The 19,123-nt window shown below is 39.0% G+C and carries 16 protein-coding genes; all 16 read left to right on the forward strand.

Annotated elements, in window-relative coordinates; translation table 11 throughout:
* The first annotated feature begins 362 nt into the window (after nt 1-362).
* The 16 genes from ELQ35_RS07220 to ELQ35_RS07295 all read left to right on the forward strand — a co-directional run bounded on the left by ELQ35_RS07220 (nt 363) and on the right by ELQ35_RS07295 (nt 19,110).
* Nucleotides 363-1,535, forward strand: coding sequence for a substrate-binding domain-containing protein (locus ELQ35_RS07220; RefSeq protein ID WP_126864154.1), 1,173 nt, complete (start codon nt 363-365; stop codon nt 1,533-1,535).
* A 69-nt stretch (nt 1,536-1,604) separates the two neighbouring features.
* On the forward strand, nt 1,605-2,429 hold the full coding sequence (locus ELQ35_RS07225) for a sugar phosphate isomerase/epimerase family protein (RefSeq protein ID WP_126864155.1): 825 nt from the start codon (nt 1,605-1,607) through the stop codon (nt 2,427-2,429).
* Nucleotides 2,429-3,526 (forward strand): zinc-dependent alcohol dehydrogenase, encoded by a 1,098-nt coding sequence (locus ELQ35_RS07230; RefSeq protein ID WP_185861692.1) that lies wholly within the window; start codon nt 2,429-2,431, stop codon nt 3,524-3,526. The genes ELQ35_RS07225 and ELQ35_RS07230 overlap by 1 nt, the downstream gene beginning before the upstream one ends.
* Before the next feature lie 128 nt (nt 3,527-3,654).
* The gene (locus tag ELQ35_RS07235) at nt 3,655-4,476 is read left to right on the forward strand and encodes a sugar phosphate isomerase/epimerase family protein (protein WP_126864157.1); all 822 of its coding nucleotides are present in this window, start codon (nt 3,655-3,657) and stop codon (nt 4,474-4,476) included.
* 79 nt (nt 4,477-4,555) lie between these two features.
* Nucleotides 4,556-4,849, forward strand: a complete 294-nt coding sequence (locus ELQ35_RS07240; RefSeq protein ID WP_126864158.1) for a putative quinol monooxygenase — start codon at nt 4,556-4,558, stop codon at nt 4,847-4,849.
* 127 nt (nt 4,850-4,976) lie between these two features.
* Nucleotides 4,977-5,777: an SDR family NAD(P)-dependent oxidoreductase gene (locus ELQ35_RS07245; protein WP_126864159.1), complete on the forward strand. Its 801-nt coding sequence runs from the start codon at nt 4,977-4,979 to the stop codon at nt 5,775-5,777.
* A gap of 701 nt (nt 5,778-6,478) precedes the next feature.
* Nucleotides 6,479-7,666, forward strand: a complete 1,188-nt coding sequence (locus tag ELQ35_RS07250) for a glycoside hydrolase family 113 protein (RefSeq protein WP_126864160.1) — start codon at nt 6,479-6,481, stop codon at nt 7,664-7,666.
* Nucleotides 7,667-8,398: 732 nt separating this feature from the next.
* Nucleotides 8,399-9,574, forward strand: coding sequence for a substrate-binding domain-containing protein (locus ELQ35_RS07255; protein ID WP_126864161.1), 1,176 nt, complete (start codon nt 8,399-8,401; stop codon nt 9,572-9,574).
* A 493-nt stretch (nt 9,575-10,067) separates the two neighbouring features.
* Nucleotides 10,068-10,874 (forward strand): sugar phosphate isomerase/epimerase family protein, encoded by an 807-nt coding sequence (locus ELQ35_RS07260; protein ID WP_126864162.1) that lies wholly within the window; start codon nt 10,068-10,070, stop codon nt 10,872-10,874.
* Between the two features lie 99 nt (nt 10,875-10,973).
* Nucleotides 10,974-12,155, forward strand: coding sequence for a levoglucosan dehydrogenase (locus ELQ35_RS07265; RefSeq protein ID WP_126864163.1), 1,182 nt, complete (start codon nt 10,974-10,976; stop codon nt 12,153-12,155).
* A 270-nt stretch (nt 12,156-12,425) separates the two neighbouring features.
* Nucleotides 12,426-13,598 carry a Gfo/Idh/MocA family protein gene (locus ELQ35_RS07270; protein ID WP_126864164.1) on the forward strand — a complete coding sequence of 391 codons (1,173 nt, stop codon included), beginning with the start codon at nt 12,426-12,428 and terminating at the stop codon, nt 13,596-13,598.
* Between the two features lie 164 nt (nt 13,599-13,762).
* Nucleotides 13,763-15,067, forward strand: a complete 1,305-nt coding sequence (locus ELQ35_RS07275) for an MFS transporter (protein ID WP_126864165.1) — start codon at nt 13,763-13,765, stop codon at nt 15,065-15,067.
* A 1,145-nt stretch (nt 15,068-16,212) separates the two neighbouring features.
* On the forward strand, nt 16,213-17,655 hold the full coding sequence (locus ELQ35_RS07280) for a purine-cytosine permease family protein (RefSeq protein ID WP_126864166.1): 1,443 nt from the start codon (nt 16,213-16,215) through the stop codon (nt 17,653-17,655).
* A gap of 86 nt (nt 17,656-17,741) precedes the next feature.
* Nucleotides 17,742-18,158 carry a RidA family protein gene (locus ELQ35_RS07285; protein ID WP_126864167.1) on the forward strand — a complete coding sequence of 139 codons (417 nt, stop codon included), beginning with the start codon at nt 17,742-17,744 and terminating at the stop codon, nt 18,156-18,158.
* Nucleotides 18,159-18,198: 40 nt separating this feature from the next.
* Nucleotides 18,199-18,633 carry a RidA family protein gene (locus ELQ35_RS07290; protein ID WP_126864168.1) on the forward strand — a complete coding sequence of 145 codons (435 nt, stop codon included), beginning with the start codon at nt 18,199-18,201 and terminating at the stop codon, nt 18,631-18,633.
* A 57-nt stretch (nt 18,634-18,690) separates the two neighbouring features.
* Nucleotides 18,691-19,110, forward strand: a complete 420-nt coding sequence (locus tag ELQ35_RS07295) for a RidA family protein (protein ID WP_126864169.1) — start codon at nt 18,691-18,693, stop codon at nt 19,108-19,110.
* The last annotated feature ends 13 nt before the right edge of the window (nt 19,111-19,123 follow it).

Genomic DNA, 19,123 nt, shown 5'->3' on the forward strand with positions numbered 1-19,123 from the left:
TAACTAAATTTTTGAATAATTATTGCAAGTTAAAATGTAATCGGTTACAATACTATTAATAGAATTAGGAATGCAGAGTGGATTTTTTTTGTGAATTCCAAAGTTAGAAATTTCGACTATAACTAGTATTTACCAAGCAATATAGAAACAAAAAAGAGATCACTAAAGAGCCTATCAAACAATCAAATAAGTAAGATATTAAGGTAATTATTGTAATCGATTACATAAAAATATGTAAAGATTCATTTAAAAAAGTAATAGTTACCAATTATTTACTATTTTTAATAAGGTGGTGTTGCTATTTTAAGGTTTTGCTAAACCATTTACTATCGGTAAAAACTAGAAAAAACAGGGGGATGTTTATGAAAAAGGTTTTATACATAATCACAACGCTTTTATTAATTAGCGGGCTTGCACTTGTTGGGTGCAGCCAGGAATCCAGTTCCGGAAATGCAGACAAGGAAAGTAAAATAGAGAAAGTGGCAGTGTCTAAAACAGGTCCGCTCACGATAAATCCGGAAATTCCAGGAGACAAGGAAATAGTAAGTAAAGGCCCTCATGGTGAAGATGCAGTAAATGCAAGTGAATTCCAACTTTCGGAAGAGGACCTTGCAAAAATTAAAGAGGGAAAATATAAAGCTGCCATTGCCATGCATTATGCCGGTAACGACTTTTCTACCGCGATCATCAACGGACTAAAAGCAGCATTTGAGAGAATGGGTGTTGAAGTAGTTGCTGTTACGGACGGGCAATTTAAACCTGAAAAGCAAATTGCAGATATCGAAACCATATTGGCAAAAAAGCCTGATATTATCGTAAGTTTGCCAGTTGATCCTGTTTCTACTGCTGAAGCTTTTAAGAAAGCTGCACAGGCTGGAGTAAAACTGGTATTTATGGATAGCATGCCTGTTGGCCTGGAAGCTGGCAAAGATTATGTCAGCGTTGTTGCTTCTGACAACTATGGAAATGGGGCCGCCGCAGGTAAGATTATGGGTGAACAGCTCGGCGGCAAAGGAAAAGTTGGCGTTATCTTCCATGACGTTGACTTCTTTGTAAATAACCAGCGTAGAGAAGCTTTTGAAAAAACAATCAAAGAAAAATATCCGGATATTGAAATTGTCGCCAGCGGTGGGATTACAACTCCTAACGACGCTGAAAAAGTAGCTTCAGGAATGCTGCAGCGAAACAAAGATATAGATGGCATATTTGCGATTTGGGATGTACCTGCTGAAGGTGTATTATCAGCTGCACGTTCGTCCGGGAAAGAAGATCTAGTCATTACAACTGTTGACCTGGGCACAAACGTTGCTTTGGAAATAGCTTCCGGTGGAAACGTGAAAGGCCTTGGAGCACAGTTGCCATTTGATCAAGGAGTTGCTCAGGCAATTTTAGCAGGATATTCATTGCTTGGTAAGGATGTTCCGCCATTTGTTTCAGTTCCCGGTTTAAGTGTAACGAAAGATAATGTTTTAGAAGCATGGAAAATGGCTTACCGTCAGGATGCTCCAGATGTTATACAAGATGCCGCAAAGTAATTTATGAAGGGACTCTTTAGTTCCTGAAATAAAATTTGTTGTCTAATTTGCTAAAAAGGAGCGAGAAGAATGATTAAATACGGTTACAATACACTAGTTTATGCTGGTGAAGATATTGAAACAAGTATTGCTAGGTTATCGAAATTCGGTTATGACGGTGTAGAATTCGTTGGGGAACCTGAACAAATGGATACCGGTTTAATTAATGAACTACTAAGTAAATATAATATCTCGGCATCCACAATCTGTGCGATTTATAACGCTGAAAGAGATTTAGTGTCCAGCGATAAACAGATTAGAAGAAATGCAGTTGAATATATTAAAAGCTGCGTTAATTTTGCAAGCACTATCGGAGTGAAAGGAATTTCATTAACACCCACGGCCTGTATGAAAATTTATCAGGAAACAGATAGGGAGACTGAGCTCTCATGGGCGGTCGAAGGAATCAAAGAAGCTGGCACATATGCCGGGGAGCATGGTGTCAGATTAACAGTAGAACCCTGGAACCGCTATGAAAATTATTTAATTAATAGAATGGAACAATCTCTTGAGCTAGTAAACCGGATTGATTTGCCAAGCGTGGGGTGTATGGGTGATACCTATCATATGAATATTGAAGAGGTAGACATTGCAGATGCCATCAGGCTGGCTGGTGATAAATTATACCACCTCCATATAGCAGATAGTAATAGAGCCGCACCGGGCAGAGGCCATATCGATTTTAAACCAATTGCGAAAGCGCTACAAGATATAAACTACAGCGGATATGTAACGATGGAACTGTTGCCGGCATTCGCTGATCCATTTAACGGCACAAGATGTGAAGAATTTTATGATCAATACACAGAAGAGTCAATCGTTTTCCTGAAAAAATTATTTAAGGAGGGAGTATGATGACACAGAATATGAAAAATGCTGTAATAGATAATCAACAGGATATAGAAGGAAATTTTGTTAAAAAGGAAATGAAAGCTGCTGTTACTCATGCTGCCGGGGATTTAAAAATTGAGAATGTGCCTGTTCCGGAAATTCAGGACAATGAGGTTCTGATACAAGTTAAAGCATGTGGAATATGTGGAACGGATCCGCACATTTACAACGGACATTTTCCTGCTCCTATGCCTTTAATCCAAGGACATGAATTTTCAGGTGAAGTTGTAAAAGTTGGATCAGCAGTTTCCAGTGTAGCGGTTGGTGACCGAGTAACGGCTGATATTAATATTAGCTGCGGCAATTGTTACTTTTGCCGTATCGGCCAAAAACTTTTCTGTGAAAACATTACGCAGCTTGGTGTTCATATTGATGGAGCCTTCGCAGAATATGTTAAAGCTCCAGAGAATAATGTATATAAATTACCTGAAGGCATGACCTGGGATGAAGGGGCATACATCGAGCCTCTTGCATGCGTAATTAGAGGCCAGGAGCGGGCCAAAGTGGGGATGGGAGATACGGTAGCCATCATTGGTGCCGGCCCCATGGGATTGGCCCACGCCATATTGGCCAAATTAAATGGTGCAGGCAGGGTCATTATTTCTGAAATGAATCAAACACGTATACAAAAGGCAAAGGATTTAGGAATCGATGTGGTGATTGATGCCTCGGAAAAAGATTCTGTTCAAGAGGTATTGAACTTGACTGAAGGAAGAGGGGCTGATGTTGTATTTGAAGTAGTCGGCTCGATGCCAACCTATAGACAAGCCTTCCAAATGGTCAGAAGAGGCGGGACACTCGTTGCGTATGGTGCTGCTCCTGCAGATCATACTCTGGAAATTAAGCCTTTTGAAATTTACAGCAAGGAGCTGACAATTGTAGGCTCCTATGCAGGAACATACGGCACGTGGGTAAAAGCGATACAACTAATATCATCGAAAAGGTTTAATCCAAATGATATCATTAGTAAAACCATCACTTTAGACAATTTAGAAGATGGAATTAAAGAAGCGGATAAAAATAAAGATACAATCAAAATTTTAGTTAGCGTAGCGGATTAATGTGAGAAATTTTACAGGGGTAACAGCGGAATTAGATTACCGCTTTTATCCCTTTTAAATGTATGGAAACTGGTGACATTTAGATTAAATTTCTTTCAGTAAGGCAGATCATTAGGAGTGATGTTAAAATGTTTAATTACAGCGTTACACAGTGGATTTTCGGTGATGAAAGTTTAGAAGATAGTTTGAAAAGATTACAAAAGTATGGGTATCAGGGAGTTGAATTAGCCGGGGAACCTGATTCTATAGATATAGATAGTACAAAGAAGCTTTTACGTAAATACGACCTGGCATGCAGTTCGATTTGTGGCATATTTAATCCTGAAAGAGATCTTTCCTCATCAGACGCGAGCATCAGAAAAAACGGGATCGAATATGTAAAAAAGTGTATCAATTTAGCTAAAAGCTTACATGCATCAACAGTGATTGTTGTACCTACATTTGTCGGTAAAGTTAATCCGGACACTAATGTAACAGAAGAATGGCAAAATGCCATTTCAAGCGTGAAAGAGGTTGGGCTTTATGCTAAGGACAATGATATTACGATCGTCATTGAAGCTTTAAATCGGTATGAAACCTATCTGGTTTCCAACTTAACCTTAGCTTTGAAATTTGTTGAGGAAGCAGATGTAGAAAGCGTAAAGATGATGGCAGATTTATTCCACATGAGTATCGAAGAACGAGACATGATAAAGATCTTAAGCAAAATCTCTCGGCATCTAGCACATGTTCATATAGCTGACAACACCCGTGAAGCAGCTGGTCTGGGACAGACAGATTTTAAACCGGTTATTTCATTTTTGAAAGACATAAATTATAACGGTTATATAACGATGGAGTTTTTACCGGCTGTTTCCAATCCATATCTTGCTTCTGAACTCCATGGGGAAAGTAACATATTTGATGACTTTACCCGGCAATCTATCCAACATATGAAAAAAATCGCTTAATAAAGAAAGTTGACTCAAACAATGCTATATTATTCAATGCATTATACTTTTAAACAAATCGCCCAAGGAGGAAAAGTCAATGATTATCATTCACGCATTTTTCAAAGTTGATCCAAATCATCGTCAAGACTTTATTAAACAGGCCAGACAGGTAGGAGCCCCTTCACAAGCGGAAGAAGGAAATATCAGCTATCATTTCTATGAAGATCCAGAGCAGCCCAATTCTTTTGTTTTTCTGGAGAAGTGGAAGGATCAGGAAGCAATTACATTGCACGAAGAAACTTCTCATTTCAAAAGTTTTGGCAGCGATGTACAAGATGTCTTACTAGAACCAATACAAGTGGAAGTATACGAAGCGTCAGCTAAACTGTAGATGTTTTTAAGAAAAGGATTAACTCTATTTCTGAGTTAATCCTTTGATATTTTACATAATCATATGGTAAAGTACAGCTTACAATGAACGTACATAAATATTAGGTATTGAAAGGAATTGATCAAAAGTGAACCTGGAGCTGGAAAATAAAACGGCACTTGTTACAGGAGGCAGTAAGGGAATAGGAAAAGGTATTGCAAAAGCATTAGCCGCGGAAGGAGCAAATGTTGTCATTTGCGGTCGAGGAATGGAAGAACTGCAAGAAGCTGAAAAAGAAATAAAGCAAAGTGGCGGGAACGTACTTGCCGTTCAGGCTGATTTAACAAAACAGCCAGATGTCGATCACCTGGTCTCCGCTGCAGTTGACCGCTTTAAAACAATTGATATCCTTGTCAATAATGCAGGTGTGGCAAGCGGATTTGATGACTTTGAATCCCTGGAAATAGAGGATTGGGAGCAGCTGTTCAATATTAATGTTTTTGGAACTGTACGAGTGACAAAAGCGGTCATCCCTTATATGAAAAAGGCAGAATCCGGACGTATTATTAATATTTCGTCAGAATCCGGGGTGCAGCCTGATGCGTTTATGCCTCATTATAATGCTTCAAAAGCGGCACTGATTAATTTTACGAAAAGCTTATCCAAAGCCTATGCCGAGAATGGAATATTAGTCAATACCGTATCTCCTGCATTTATCATGACACCTATGCTGGATAATATGTTGAAGCAAACCGCTGAAAAAGAGGGTATTACATTTGACGAAGCGACTCAAAGTTTTCTCAAAGAAAACCGGCCTCACATCGAAGTAAAACGGCCGGGAAGAGTAGAAGAAGTGGCTTCAGCTGTTGTGTATCTGGCATCAAGTCAAGCCTCGTTCATTAACGGGGTCAACCTTCGTGTGGACGGCGGTTCTGTAGCTAGCCAATAACACTTACAATCTGGAACCCGGGGTGAACAGGGCACTTGCGCTTTTCCTACACGAATCTAAAAGGCGATTTGGATAGTTGATAGGTCTTTAATTGATGCTCCCATCCAATATATCAAGCAACAGCCCGGAACTTTTAAAAAAGTTATCCGCCTTTTCTTTATCATTAGGAAAAGGTTTTTTTACGTGCAAAAAAGGATTCCGGTTTAAAAAAAGAACTTTATGAGTTTGTATTTAGGAAACTTAGCCTAAGAGAAAATTCGATATTATCAATTAAACAGTTCTTCTGTAGGATTTTCCTTTACTGGAGAGGCTCTCAATTGACTTCGAAATAGCTATTAAATATTATTGAATTATCAAAATAAAAGTTATTGAAAAATCTCCTGTAATAACATCTCTAAAAACACAACAGAAATTATAAATTTAAAACCATCAAGAATACATCTTTCAAACCACTCAAATCAAACTTAGTTATTCCAATATTGATAACATTAAAATCCTTAAATTGGTATCTACTCTTCCTTCTTTTTGCTTCGAAATGTAATCGTTTACATTCTGTTAGGTATAGAAGGACAAGTACTTAGATTTCTATAAGTGAGAGGAGTGATTTAGATGTAGTTAAACAAGGTGATTTCAAGAAGAATAAATAAAAATCTCTGAAAAGATAGTTGAAAGACAAATATAAAAAAGCGAGGTTGATGGATATGCCAGGCATAAGCTCATATGGTGGTAATGAAAAGTTGAAATTCAATCCAACTGGATATTTTAGGGCTGAAAAAACAAGTAATAGATGGTGGTTGGTTGATCCGGAAGGAAATACATTCATATCAGTTGGGCTAAATCACGCAGAAGATGTGAATCTCAAGCATGAACATAATATTGATATTTGGAAGAATAAGTACGGAGCAAGCAGAGAGAAGTGGATAAAAGAAGGCTTGGTCAAAGATTTAAAAGACTGGGAATTCAATACAATTGGCTATACGGTTGATTTTGTTTCGGGAACTTGGAAAGCGCTAGATTGGCATTCTGATGATGCGAAAAACGTTGACTTGGGACATACCGCTTATAAATCCTGGGCTACTGCAGACTACTTAACTGCAGACAAACCATACTGTCTCCAGATGAGGGTACTGGAAATTGAGGACTGGAATAAATTCCCTGGATATCGTGATGTGTTCCATAAGGATTTTGCTGATTACTGCGATTTTCTGGCAAGGGACCTTTGCGTTGACCATGCGGAGAGTAAGAATCTCCTCGGATATTTTCTTGTAGACATTCCGGGCTGGGCACGTCATGCTTCCGGAGCTGACTTTGAATATTTGAAGAGGCTGGACGATAAAGAAAGAGACATCAAATTGTACGATGTTGCCTCTAAATATTATGAAACAATAACGAATGCTATCAGGAAATACGATCCTAATCATCTTATTCTTGGAGATAGGTATAACGGAAATAAGGCCATACCTGACGCCGTGCTTAGAGCCATGAAGCCTTATGTAGACGTTTTATCTGTACAATATTTCCCGAGTAACAATCCGTCGGGCCACCAACAGATGAAGGAAGATCTTGATAGATGGCAAAAGGTGGCTGATAAGCCCGTAATTATTGCCGACATTGGAAATTGGTGCCCTACTCATATGAATCCTAACCGAGAAAGTGAATGCAAAGACCAGGCTGGCCGTGCTCGGGACTATATTGGCGCGATAAATGCTGTTATCAACGAGCCATGGTTTGTAGGGTGGCATTGGTGTGCCCATGTTGAGAACCCAGGGAGGGGATGGGGAATCAAAGATCCTTATGATCAATCCTACGAGGATTTCAGGGGCCCGGTAAGTGAATTCAACAAAAACGTCTACGAAAAAATTATGTCATATACCACAAGTGGACGATGAATGCCTTGATTTATACTTATTTGAAAAGCTTATGGACATCAATTGGCTGAGGAATGTCCTGAGGATTTCGCACACGTCTTGAACGAGTTCTTCAGTAATTAACATCTTACATCGGGGAAATGGTGATGAAGTTGGCGATTTGTTCCCGCCGCTAAATCGCCCTAACCGTAGCTGCGCCACCCGGTTTGTATGAGAAACGGGTGACGCAAACGGTTACTGCAAAGTGATCTAAGAGATTATTTAATTCGAGATGCGAGCTATCTCCAATACGATTGGACCTTTAAGCGTCCATGGATTTATTGAAACAAAGGTTGAGAAATCTATTACATTATAATTAAAAGATTCTAGGCTGGCCCAAGAACGCATAAATCGGGCCAGCTTTTTTAGATAAAAAATGCCAATTTGCAAAATAGTAAACTAAATTTTGAAATAGTTATTGCATTTAAAAATGTAACCGATTACAATAGTAAAAAAGGTTTATTTTCTCCAACAACAATAGTCACTTAAACCGGAGGTATGGTTAAAAGGTATCATATATTAAAATTGTGATAGGTTACTTACTTTATATTTTAAGCAGCCATAATTCACCAGCGAAAAAGGAGTTGAATTTCACTTTCTCTCTTAGAATTAAATGTAATCGATTACAACTTAAGGAGGTGATTTAAGGAATATAGTGCATCATTCAATTTAGTAGTAAGTGAAATTTGATTATACTAAACAGGGGGCTTTTTTATGAAAAGGTTTTTATCAATGTTTATTATGATTCTCGTGATTAGTAGTCTCGCACTTGTAGGCTGCAGTCAGGGAAGCTCTTCAAGTTCAGGAGAGAAAGAAAAAGATAGTGTAGAAACAGGGGATGAAGCAGCAAGCTCCGGCCCAATCACAATCAATCCGGATATTTCTGGAGACCAGAAAATATTGAGTAAGGGTCCTCACGGGGAAGAAGCTGTTTCTGCAAAAACATTAAAGCTTTCTGAAGAAGACATTGCGAAGATCAAAGAAGGCAAATACACAGCGGCACTTGTCATGCACTATGCCGGTAATGACTGGGCAACTGCACAAATCAACGGGTTAAAAGCAACTTTTAAAAGAATGGGAATTAAAGTTGTTGCGGTAACCGACGCACAATTTAAGGCTGAAAAACAAGTATCTGATATCGAAACAGTATTAGCAAAGAAGCCTGACCTTATCGTAGGGATTCCAGTTGATCCTGTATCTACTGCCGATGCATTTAAAAAAGCGTCCGATGCTGGAGTAAAAGTCGTCTTTATGGATAATACACCAAGCGGTTTGGAAGCTGGGAAAGATTATGTAAGTGTTGTCTCTGCTGACAACTATGGAAACGGTGTGGCTGCAGCTGATATTATGGCTGAAAAACTTGGGAAAAAGGGAAAAGTCGGTGTGATTTTTCATGATGCCGATTACTTTGTAACCAAACAGCGTACCGAAGCTTTTGAAGCAACAATTAAAGAAAAATATCCAGACATTGAAATCGCAGCACGCGGCGGTATTGCCGTTCCTAATGACGGCGAGAAGGTAGCCTCAGGGATGTTAACGAAAAACCCGGACTTAGATGGACTTTTTGTAGTATGGGATGTACCTGCTGAAGGGGCATTAGCAGCTGTACGTACTGCTGGAAAAGACGTTCAAATCACAACAATCGATTTAGGAACAAACGTTGCTTTAGAGATTGCTTCTGATGGAATTATAAAAGGGCTTGGCGCACAGCTTCCGTATGACCAGGGAATTGCCGAAGCGATCTTGGGCGGTTATGCCCTACTTGGTAAAGAAGCACCGGCATATGTAGCCGTGCCTGCATTAACTGTTACAAAAGAAAATGTCTTAGATGCATGGAAACTGGTTTACCATAAAGAAGCACCAGAATCTATCCAAGGTGCCGCAAAATAAAATAGTTTCATATCTAATTAGAAACAGCTGGCAAACGCCAGCTGTTTTTGTGCGCTTGGCAGCGCACCGATCTAACGATTTAAGAATAGTAAAGTTTACAGGATTTTATCTATCCCCAATTTTATTATTAACAAAAAAAGTGCAAAAAGGTTGAAATAATAAATGTAATCGATTACACTATTTTTGTAGAAAGTAACAAGTAATATGCTGATAGATAAGGAAAAAGAGATTTATGAATGTAATCGATTACAGATAAAATGGCTTTTTCTCTGATGAAAATGGATGTCATTGTATGTAGAATCATTTTTACTTTACATATAGAGGTGAATTAATCCATTTCATTTGTTGCGCTATTAGTATAGAAAAGTTTCACCTTCCACAAATTAAGATGTATGTGAAGGCAGAAACTTATATGCTTTGGGGAGGTTGTTGTCTTCAAGAAGAATAATCAAAAAAACAGCCAGGAATTACACTTATTAATGGAGGGATCAATATGAAATTAGGATACCATACAAATACATGGGGAGGCGTGGTCGGTCACCCAGCTGGTGTTACATCAGTGAAAGACAGTTATTACTTAGCCAATGGTTCAACCGAAGAAGCACTTAAGGATATAAGTGCAGCCGGTTACAATGGTTTTGAATTGTTTGATGGAAATCTTATGCAATATAAAGAGAAAAAAGAAGAATTTAAAGCATTATTAAAAGAATACTCTCTTGATTTTATCGGAGTATACACAGGCGGGAACTTTATTTTCTCCGACATTTTGGAAGAAGAGTTGATCAAAATTGACAGTGTAGCTTCCCTTGCTTCAGAATTAGGCGCTAAACATCTTGTTATTGGCGGCGGAGCCATCCGTGCGAATGGAATTTTAAACAGCGATTACGATGCCATGGGAAATGCTTTAAATAAAATAGTCGTAATAGCTGAAAAATACAACCTCATTCCAAGTTACCATCCTCATATGGGCACCAATGTTCAGTCACCTGAACAGCTGGATAAATTAATGCCGTTGACAACGATTCATCTATGCCCGGACACTGCCCATATTGAAGCAGGCGGCGGCAATCCAGTAGAAGTGGTAAAAAAATATGTCGATCGGATTAAATACATTCACTTAAAAGATTTTCAAGATGGCGATTTTTTACCATTGGGCGAGGGACATCAAAATTTTGATGAAATGCTAAAGGTTTTAAATGACGCAGATTATGACGGTTGGATTACGGTTGAATTAGACAGCTTTGATGATCCGAAAAAAGGTGCTGAAATCAGCAGGAAATATCTATCCAAATTTGAGTAAAGTACCATTCAAAAAGGTTTACTAGAAACAAAAGAGTTTGATCTCACAAGTGTGATCAAGGCATAACATTCTTTTCTTAATTTGAAGGAGGACTTGAAAATGAAAAAGATGAACATAGGAATGATTGGCGGAGGATTTATGGGGAAAGCGCACGCGCTTGCTTATGCAGGGATGCCGATGTTCTTTTGGCCGGCTCCGGCAATTCCGAATCGTCATACCGTAGTGGACGTTACAGAAGAATTGGCTAAGGATGCAGCCGCAAGATTGGGCTTTGAAAATTACTCCACTGATTGGAGAGCGGTGGTCAACGATCCAGATATTGATATTATCGACATTGTTACTCCAAACAATACTCATGCGGAAATTGCGATTGCTGCCGCAAAAGCCGGCAAACATATCATTTCTGAAAAACCATTGGCATTAGGTGCTGAAGAAGCAAAAACCATGTTAGACGCGGTCCGCGCGGCAGGCGTCAAACATGCGGTAGCTTTCAATTACAGAAGAACACCAGCAGTGGCCCTTGCGAAAAAGTATATTGAGGAAGGCAGAATCGGGAAAATCCTTAACTTCCGCGGAACGTATCTGCAAGACTGGTCCGCAGATCCTAATTCACCTTTATCATGGCGTTTCCAAAAGAAAATAGCCGGTTCTGGTGCTTTAGGTGATATCGGAACACATGTCGTCGATTTTGCACGTTATCTAGTTGGAGAAATTTCAGATGTAAATGCTGTGACGAAAACATGGATTCCAGAGAGACCTACACAAACTGGTGGGGTTGACAAATTAGGTACTGTCAGAAATATCGATGCAGATGTACCAAAAGCTGTCGTTGATGTAGATGATGAATTTATTTCCATGATCAAGTTTGAAAATGGCGCAATCGGAAGCATTGAAGCAACCCGTAATGCCTGGGGCCGCAATAACTTCCTGACTTTTGAAATTCATGGTGAAAAGGGCTCTTTATACTTTAACTATGAGCGCCGTGATGAACTTCAAGTCAGCTTCTCAGATGATCCAAGTGATGCTAAAGGCTTCAGGACAGTTTATACCGGACCGGCAACACCATATGGAGAAGCATTATGGCCGATTCCTGCGCTAGGTATTGGCTATGGAGAAACAAAAATCATTGAAACCCATGACTTTATTCAAGCCATTGTCGAAGATACAGAAGCTTCACCGAACTTCCAGGATGGATACCGTGTTGAACTTATTGCTGATGCAATTCTTGAATCAGCAGAAAAAGGTGCCTGGATTAAAGTAAACGATCTGGGGCAAAAATAAAGTAGAAGTTTTACATGAGTATATTATAGAGGCTGCTCTAATGGGCGGCCTCTTCCAAAAGAAACGAAATTATCGATACAGCCATACAATTTTTATCTAAAAAAAGAATAAGAAATCATTCACAAAAAATGGATATTTGGATATTTTGAGTAACTAATCGTTATCAACCAGGAAGGAAACAAGAATTCTCTTCTCTTTAATACCAAACTCTAAAGTAAGAGAATTTCGTTTATATATTTCACAAAGATTATTGAACGGGGGGCTTAAAGAATGGAAAAAATCAAGGTAGGGGTCATTGGGACAGGTTTTATCGGTCCTACTCATATAGAAGCAATGAGAAGGCTTGGGTTTGTCGAAGTCGTTGGGCTGGCAGAGACTAGTCAAGAGGCGGCAGAGAAAAAGGCAGCTGAACTTGGAATTCCAAAAGCCTATGGCGATTATCGTGAGATGCTTCGCGACAGTGAAATCCAGGTGGTACATAACTGCACACCGAATCATCTCCATTTTGGGATTAATAAAGAGATTATTCTTGCAGGCAAGCATGTAGTGTCTGAAAAGCCGTTGGCAATGTCGAGTAAAGAATCGGCAGAATTGTTGGCCTTAGCTAAGGAACATAAAGTTGTACATGGGGTTAATTTTAATTATCGTCAATTCCCGATTGTCAAACAATTGGCCGAGATGATTAAAAATGACGAATTAGGCAAAGTGAATCTGGTGCACGGCAGCTACCTGCAGGATTGGTTGTTGTATGATACAGACTTTAACTGGCGTTTAGCGCCGGAAGTAGGCGGAAAATCACGGGCTATAGCAGATATAGGTTCCCACTGGTGCGATACCGTCCAATATGTAACCGGCAAACGAATTGTTGAGGTATTTGCTGATTTAGCAACAGTGATACCGGTCAGAAAAAAACCAAAACATAATGGAGCCACTTTTGGAGCAGAAAAAGCAGAAGATGAGATATATGAAGAGGTTCCGATCAACACTGAAGACTACGCTTCGGTTCTGGTCCGCTTTGACGATGGATCAAGAGGGGTATTTACGGTGTCCCAGGTAAGTGCCGGACGGAAAAACAGGCTAAGCTTTGAAATCGACGGCAGCAAGCACTCAGCTTCCTGGAATCAAGAAGAACCAGCACAGCTTTGGATTGGACATCGCGATAAACCGAATGAAGTACTTCAGGCGGATCCTGCCTTGTTCCTACCAGGAGCAAAGTCGTCAATCCACCATCCCGGCGGGCATAATGAAGGGTGGCCGGACGCTCTTAAAAATATGATGCTAAATTTCTATACCTTTATTCGAGAAGGCAAAGATCCCTTGCAGGACAAGGCTAATTTTGCCACATTTGAAGATGGACATATTTCTATGGCGATAACCGATGCTGTTCTGGAAAGCCATGAAGAGCAAAGATGGGTAAAAGTCCAATTGAATCAGAAGGCCTAAGCATGAAATTAGGCGTGTCTACTGCCCTGTAAAAGAGAATGTGGTGGGCTTAAATCGGTTGTTGGATCGGAATCAATCCATCAATGGAGGAGTCCTTGTAAAGACCCTTAAACCGGGCAATGCCGGACACCATAAGAAAACAATCGGAGTTTGAGGTGATTGAAATGAACACAGTTTTAGGAAAAGAACGAACAATAGGCGGACTTCCTGTAGCGGTGGTTTGGGGTTATGTGGCTACATTATTGTTTATGGTAGGTGACGGTCTTGAGCATGCATGGCTGTCTCCATATCTGATTGAACAGGGACTGACCGTACAACAGTCGGCCACACTTTTTACAGCATATGGAGCGGTACTTGCCATCGCTTCATACTTTTCCGGCGTTCTCACGGAAGCATGGGGACCAAGAAGAGTTATGATAGCTGGTATGATCGCCTGGCTTGTCGGTCAAATTCTTTTTATTGAATTTGGTTTAAAAGATCTTAATTACGCAGTTATGTTGCCAACATACGCGATTCGCGGATTGGGATATCCTTTATTTTGTTATTCATTTTTAGTTTGGGTTACTTACCGGAGCCCCGAACGTATACTGGCTACTGCAGTGGGTCTATTTTGGGCTGCATGGAGCGGTGGGCTTTATGTTGTAGGAAGTTATTTTCCCGCCTTCATGATTCCGAAAATCGGATACATTGGATTAATGTGGAGTGCCATCATTTGGGTATTAATCGGGGGGATAGTCGGAATTTTTGTTGTCAAAGACACTAAAATGGGCAAAAGCTCAGCAAATAGTGCAAAGGATAAGTTCAAGAGTTTGTTGAGCGGACTGACGATCTGTATCGAAAAGCCAAAAGTTGCAATCGGCGGTATTGTCCGTATTATCAACTCGACCGGTATCGGTGCTTTTCCTATTTTTTTCCCGCTTTATTTGTCCTCCGAATACGGATACACTACTGAGGAATGGCTGCAAATCTGGGGGACGATGTGGGTGGCCAATATCGCATTCAATCTTGTCATTCCATACATCAGTGATAGATGGTTGGGTTGGCGCAATACGATCATGTGGATCGGCAGTGTCGGCTGCGGCGTAATGACACTGGTTATGCTTTATACTCCCCAAGTTTTCGGATATAATTTCTGGGCGATGATGCTGGTAGGCATTTTCTTTGGAATCGTTCTTACAGGATACGTGCCGCTTACCGCTTTAGTAAGTTCAATGGCGCCGGATAAGAAAGGGTCTGCCATGGCTGTAGTGAACTTAGGAGCCGGATTAGCTTACTTTATTGCACCGGCAATCGTTGGAGCCTTTATTGGAAGTATCGGTGTGCATGGGGTAATGTGGATATTCGCTTTATTGTATTTTGTGAGCGCTATTTTAATGATATTTATGAAATTACCTAATGAAGAAAAGCAAGACGAAAACGTTGCCGAAAAACAATCAGGTGAAAGAAGGGAACTTGCAGAAATTAAATAAAGAAGTAATAATATCTTGTTAATTGTGGACCTTGTAGTATGTACTGCAGGGTTTTTCTTGTTGCTTGTTAGCGTAATACAACGGATGTTGAACCGAATTTGTGAGAAAGAAGAAAAAACAGATGCTACAAAAAGGTTGTAACACTTTGCATAGTATTGTTGGAAAGTGTCAAATAATAAAAAAATTTTTGCTGATAACTAAACAGTCCAGCCGGTACCATAAACTCGAAAATATTAAATTTTTCAGATTATATTGTGTGTTTAGAAAACTGTTAGCTAACTACTTCAAATATTGTAAGAGATTCATTTGCTAATATCCTTTTTTCCTTATGGACTATTTAAAAATGCACAACTTTGTTTTTCTGTCATGATCATTGGCGCTCTTGCCATTCTGTTTGTTAGGTTGGTGGGATTTTTTTTGCATTACTATTGGGATTATCATCGGCTCCCTATTAATTGCTCTATTAGGTTTATTGGGACAAAAAACAGGGATGAATGGACTAGATTTGTGAAAATCCACAAACAAACACTCTTAATTTCGTGTATTCTGACAATGATGAATATTGTGAAAATAATTAATATAAAGATTAGAAAGAATTTTCTGAAAATAAAAAAGTCTTTCATTCGAAACTAGAAAAAGAAAGTAGCTCCTCTTCAATATTCACATAAACTGCCGTTATTTAATATATTTTGAGAAAATAACTCTCCAGTATCCACATAGCACAAATTAGACTTCTAGGTAATCATTAACGAGGTTCCGTTTTCTTCAATATATTTCCCATATTTTATGCAAGTAGTAGTTTTTCTAAGAAATATTCATTAATTCTTCCAGATGTGGAGGTGAAGACACTTACTACAGATTAAGGAAAGTACATTCTGAAAACAAGCATTAAATTAGTATTCACGTATTGTTTTAGAAGGTATGAAAGCGCCTTCAAACAAATTGATCACCCAGAGAAGGTAACAGTGAAAGGAAAACTTCATTCAAAAGGTATGTAAGAAAGACTGACATACTTATAAACAAACAAGATAAAGTTATTTACATTTATAACAATACAATCAAGATTGGAGCTAAATAGAAAAATGTTTGTTGTCAAATGTTTTTTCATTTTGGTTGAACATATTTTAAAGTAAAGGGTGGGTAAAATGGAAAATGGTAGTAAAATTGAACAGGGAAGTAAATTGGAAACTCAAGGCATCGATTATATCCCTGAAGCTGAGCGAAACTCTAACCCATGGAACGTATTTTTTGTTCTTTGCGGTACTCCCCTTAGTTTCGGGGTAATGGTTTTAGGTTCACTTCCAATAATATTTGGCTTAGGTTGGTGGGACTCGGTTCTTGCCATTACAGTAGGAACTCTTCTTGGATCTCTATTAATAGCTCCTATGGGTTTATTAGGACAAAAAACAGGTACTAATGGACCTGTTAGCAGTGGCGCTCACTTCGGTGTTAGAGGAAAATCGATTGGTGCAATATTAACCGTATTTACCTCACTTGGTTTTTTTTCCTTAACGATTTGGACTGGTGCTCAAACGTTAATATATGGTGGACATAAATTGTTCGGTTTGCCGGAGGGAGATGGTGTTCTTACTATTGGAGCCTTGCTGATAGGCATTTTTATCAGCGTTGTAGCAACTTTTGGGCATTCATTCGTAGTAATGATTGAAAAAATTGGAGTAATAGTAATAGGAGTAATCCTTCTTTTATCATTCATCGTTTTTCTTCCTCAGTTTGATGCATCTTTGAAGGGAGGGGAATATCTTCTTGGGGGATATTGGCCGACATGGTTTCTGGCTGTAACGGTAGCTATTTCCATTCCTGTTTCTTGCTCAACTTACATCAATGATTATACTCGATATATTTCAAATAAAACCAGTGCCCGGTCAGTTGTTCTTGGGACATTCGGGGGAATGTTTATAGGTTGTTGGTTATGCATGATTGCTGCAGCATATCTAACGACAATGTTAACTAGTCTAGAAACCCCGTTTGTACAAGGAATTATTGAAATAGCCCCATCTTGGTTAATCTGGGGATTTATATTAATAGGTATATTCGGTAGTTTGACACAAGGTTGTTTTGCATTATATGGTGCCGGTCTCGGTTTAGAAACACTTGGCTTTGGAGGTAACCGGATTATATCAACGATAAGCTTTAGTATAATCGGATTTTTATTAGTTCTATTAATAATATTTGTTTATGATATAACGAATTTAATTAACGCATTTGTTGTTGCATTAACCGTTGGAATATCTCCTTGGCTAACAATCAATTTAGTAGGGCTATCTTTATTTAAAGCGCAATATTCGCCGTTGGAATTACACCAAAATAAAGAGAGCAGGTATTGGTATTCTAATGGTTTTAATAAGCCCGCTATAACATCATGGATCGTTGCCGTAATCATTGGTCTATTATTTACAGCCACCAGTTTTTTTTCAGGCCCTTTTGTCAACTTAGTAGGAGGGGTAGATGTAAGTTTTGTATCTTCTGCGGTTGTCGGCGCAGCCCTTTATTATCTGCTTGTTAAAAAAACCATTTCAAAAGAAAACAAAACCGGCGAAGCTGAACAAACCGTGGGAGAAATAATATAATTCTATTCTTTGAAAGGGGTGATCGAAATGTAAACATAAAATGATTTAGCATTACAACAAATGATATTTTTAAGGAGTGCTGTGTAATGGATAAATTAAGAATAATGCCCAAGGACCACCAATGGGATTGGAGTATGCCGGTACCCTTCTCACAAGGTTGGAAAACTGGAAACTTGATATTTGTGGGTGGCCAAGTCTCTGCTGATAAAAATGGTAAGGCAATAGGAGCTGGAGATATCGAACTGCAAACCAGAAATGTGTTTGAAAATATACGAAAAGTATTAAACGAAGTTGGAGCCGATATGAAAGATATCGTTAAATTGAATACTTATTATACATTTGAAGGAGAAAATGAAGAAGTAACTGAATTTTGGCAAAAAATGACAAATGTACGTATGGAATACTTAGCGAATCCTGGACCCGCCGGAACAGCAATTCGCGTCTCTGGTTTTGCATCCGAAGATCTTTTAATAGAAGTGGAAGCAATAGCAGTTGTGGGTTAACCGTTCACAATACAGCAATAACATTTGGAGGAGTGATTAAATGGAAGAGACAAAAATCATTGAAAAGAAAAGATTAATGCCCAAGGATCATTGGGATTGGAGTATGCCTGTTCCTTTTTCGCAAGGTTGGAAAGTTGGAAACTTAATATTTGTAGGAGGACAAGTTTCGGTTGATAAGAATTGTAAGGTAATAGGAGTTGACGATATCGAAGTACAAACCAGAAATGTGTTTGAAAATATACGCAAAGTGTTAAACGAAGCAGGGGCTGACATGAAGGATTTAGTTAAATTCAACACCTTTTATACATTTGAAGGAGATAAAGAAGAAGTAACTGAATTTTGGCAAAAAATGACAAAGGTTCGATTGGAATATTTAACTGATCCAGGACCTTGCGGCACAGCGCTTCGAGTCTCTGGCTTTGGTACAGAAAATCTCTTAATAGAGGTAGAAGGAATAGCAGTTGTGGACGAATAATAGTATGAATTAGTTTATCAATTCACATTAAAAACTATATTTAAAGGAGTGTTTATTATGGAAAAAATTAGAATTATGCCTAAAGACCACCAATGGGATTGGAGTATGCCTGTGCCTTTCTCACAAGGTTGGAAAGTTGGAAACTTAATTTTTGTTGGAGGTCAAATCTCCGCTGATAGAAATTGTAAGACAATAGGTGTCGGAGATATCGAGGTGCAAACCAGAAATGTGTTTGAAAATATACGCAAAGTGTTAAACGAAGTAGGAGCCGATATGAAAGATATCGTCAAATTGAATACCTATTACACATTCGAAGGAGAAGGGGAAGAGGTAACAGAGTATTGGCAAAAAATGACGAAGGTACGTAAGGAATACTTAGCTGATCCCGGACCTGTAGGAACAGCAATTCGTGTCTCAGGTTTTGGTGCCGAAGATCTCTTAATCGAAGTGGAAGCAATAGCTGTTGTAAACGAATAGTAAAGGAGGAGAC

Source organism: Peribacillus cavernae (genome assembly GCF_003989135.1).
In the GTDB taxonomy this organism is placed as follows: domain Bacteria; phylum Bacillota; class Bacilli; order Bacillales; family DSM-1321; genus Peribacillus; species Peribacillus cavernae.

Excerpts from the sequence above, each read along its gene's own strand:
- ELQ35_RS07220 (WP_126864154.1), top strand. The coding sequence starts at position 363 with ATGAAAAAGGTTTTATACATAATCACAACGCTTTTATTAATTAGCGGG.
- ELQ35_RS07225 (WP_126864155.1), top strand. The coding sequence starts at position 1,605 with ATGATTAAATACGGTTACAATACACTAGTTTATGCTGGTGAAGATATT.
- ELQ35_RS07230 (WP_185861692.1), top strand. The coding sequence starts at position 2,429 with ATGACACAGAATATGAAAAATGCTGTAATAGATAATCAACAGGATATA.
- ELQ35_RS07235 (WP_126864157.1), top strand. The coding sequence starts at position 3,655 with ATGTTTAATTACAGCGTTACACAGTGGATTTTCGGTGATGAAAGTTTA.
- ELQ35_RS07240 (WP_126864158.1), top strand. The coding sequence starts at position 4,556 with ATGATTATCATTCACGCATTTTTCAAAGTTGATCCAAATCATCGTCAA.
- ELQ35_RS07250 (WP_126864160.1), top strand. The coding sequence starts at position 6,479 with ATGCCAGGCATAAGCTCATATGGTGGTAATGAAAAGTTGAAATTCAAT.
- ELQ35_RS07255 (WP_126864161.1), top strand. The coding sequence starts at position 8,399 with ATGAAAAGGTTTTTATCAATGTTTATTATGATTCTCGTGATTAGTAGT.
- ELQ35_RS07260 (WP_126864162.1), top strand. The coding sequence starts at position 10,068 with ATGAAATTAGGATACCATACAAATACATGGGGAGGCGTGGTCGGTCAC.
- ELQ35_RS07265 (WP_126864163.1), top strand. The coding sequence starts at position 10,974 with ATGAAAAAGATGAACATAGGAATGATTGGCGGAGGATTTATGGGGAAA.
- ELQ35_RS07270 (WP_126864164.1), top strand. The coding sequence starts at position 12,426 with ATGGAAAAAATCAAGGTAGGGGTCATTGGGACAGGTTTTATCGGTCCT.
- ELQ35_RS07275 (WP_126864165.1), top strand. The coding sequence starts at position 13,763 with ATGAACACAGTTTTAGGAAAAGAACGAACAATAGGCGGACTTCCTGTA.
- ELQ35_RS07280 (WP_126864166.1), top strand. The coding sequence starts at position 16,213 with ATGGAAAATGGTAGTAAAATTGAACAGGGAAGTAAATTGGAAACTCAA.
- ELQ35_RS07285 (WP_126864167.1), top strand. The coding sequence starts at position 17,742 with ATGGATAAATTAAGAATAATGCCCAAGGACCACCAATGGGATTGGAGT.
- ELQ35_RS07290 (WP_126864168.1), top strand. The coding sequence starts at position 18,199 with ATGGAAGAGACAAAAATCATTGAAAAGAAAAGATTAATGCCCAAGGAT.
- ELQ35_RS07295 (WP_126864169.1), top strand. The coding sequence starts at position 18,691 with ATGGAAAAAATTAGAATTATGCCTAAAGACCACCAATGGGATTGGAGT.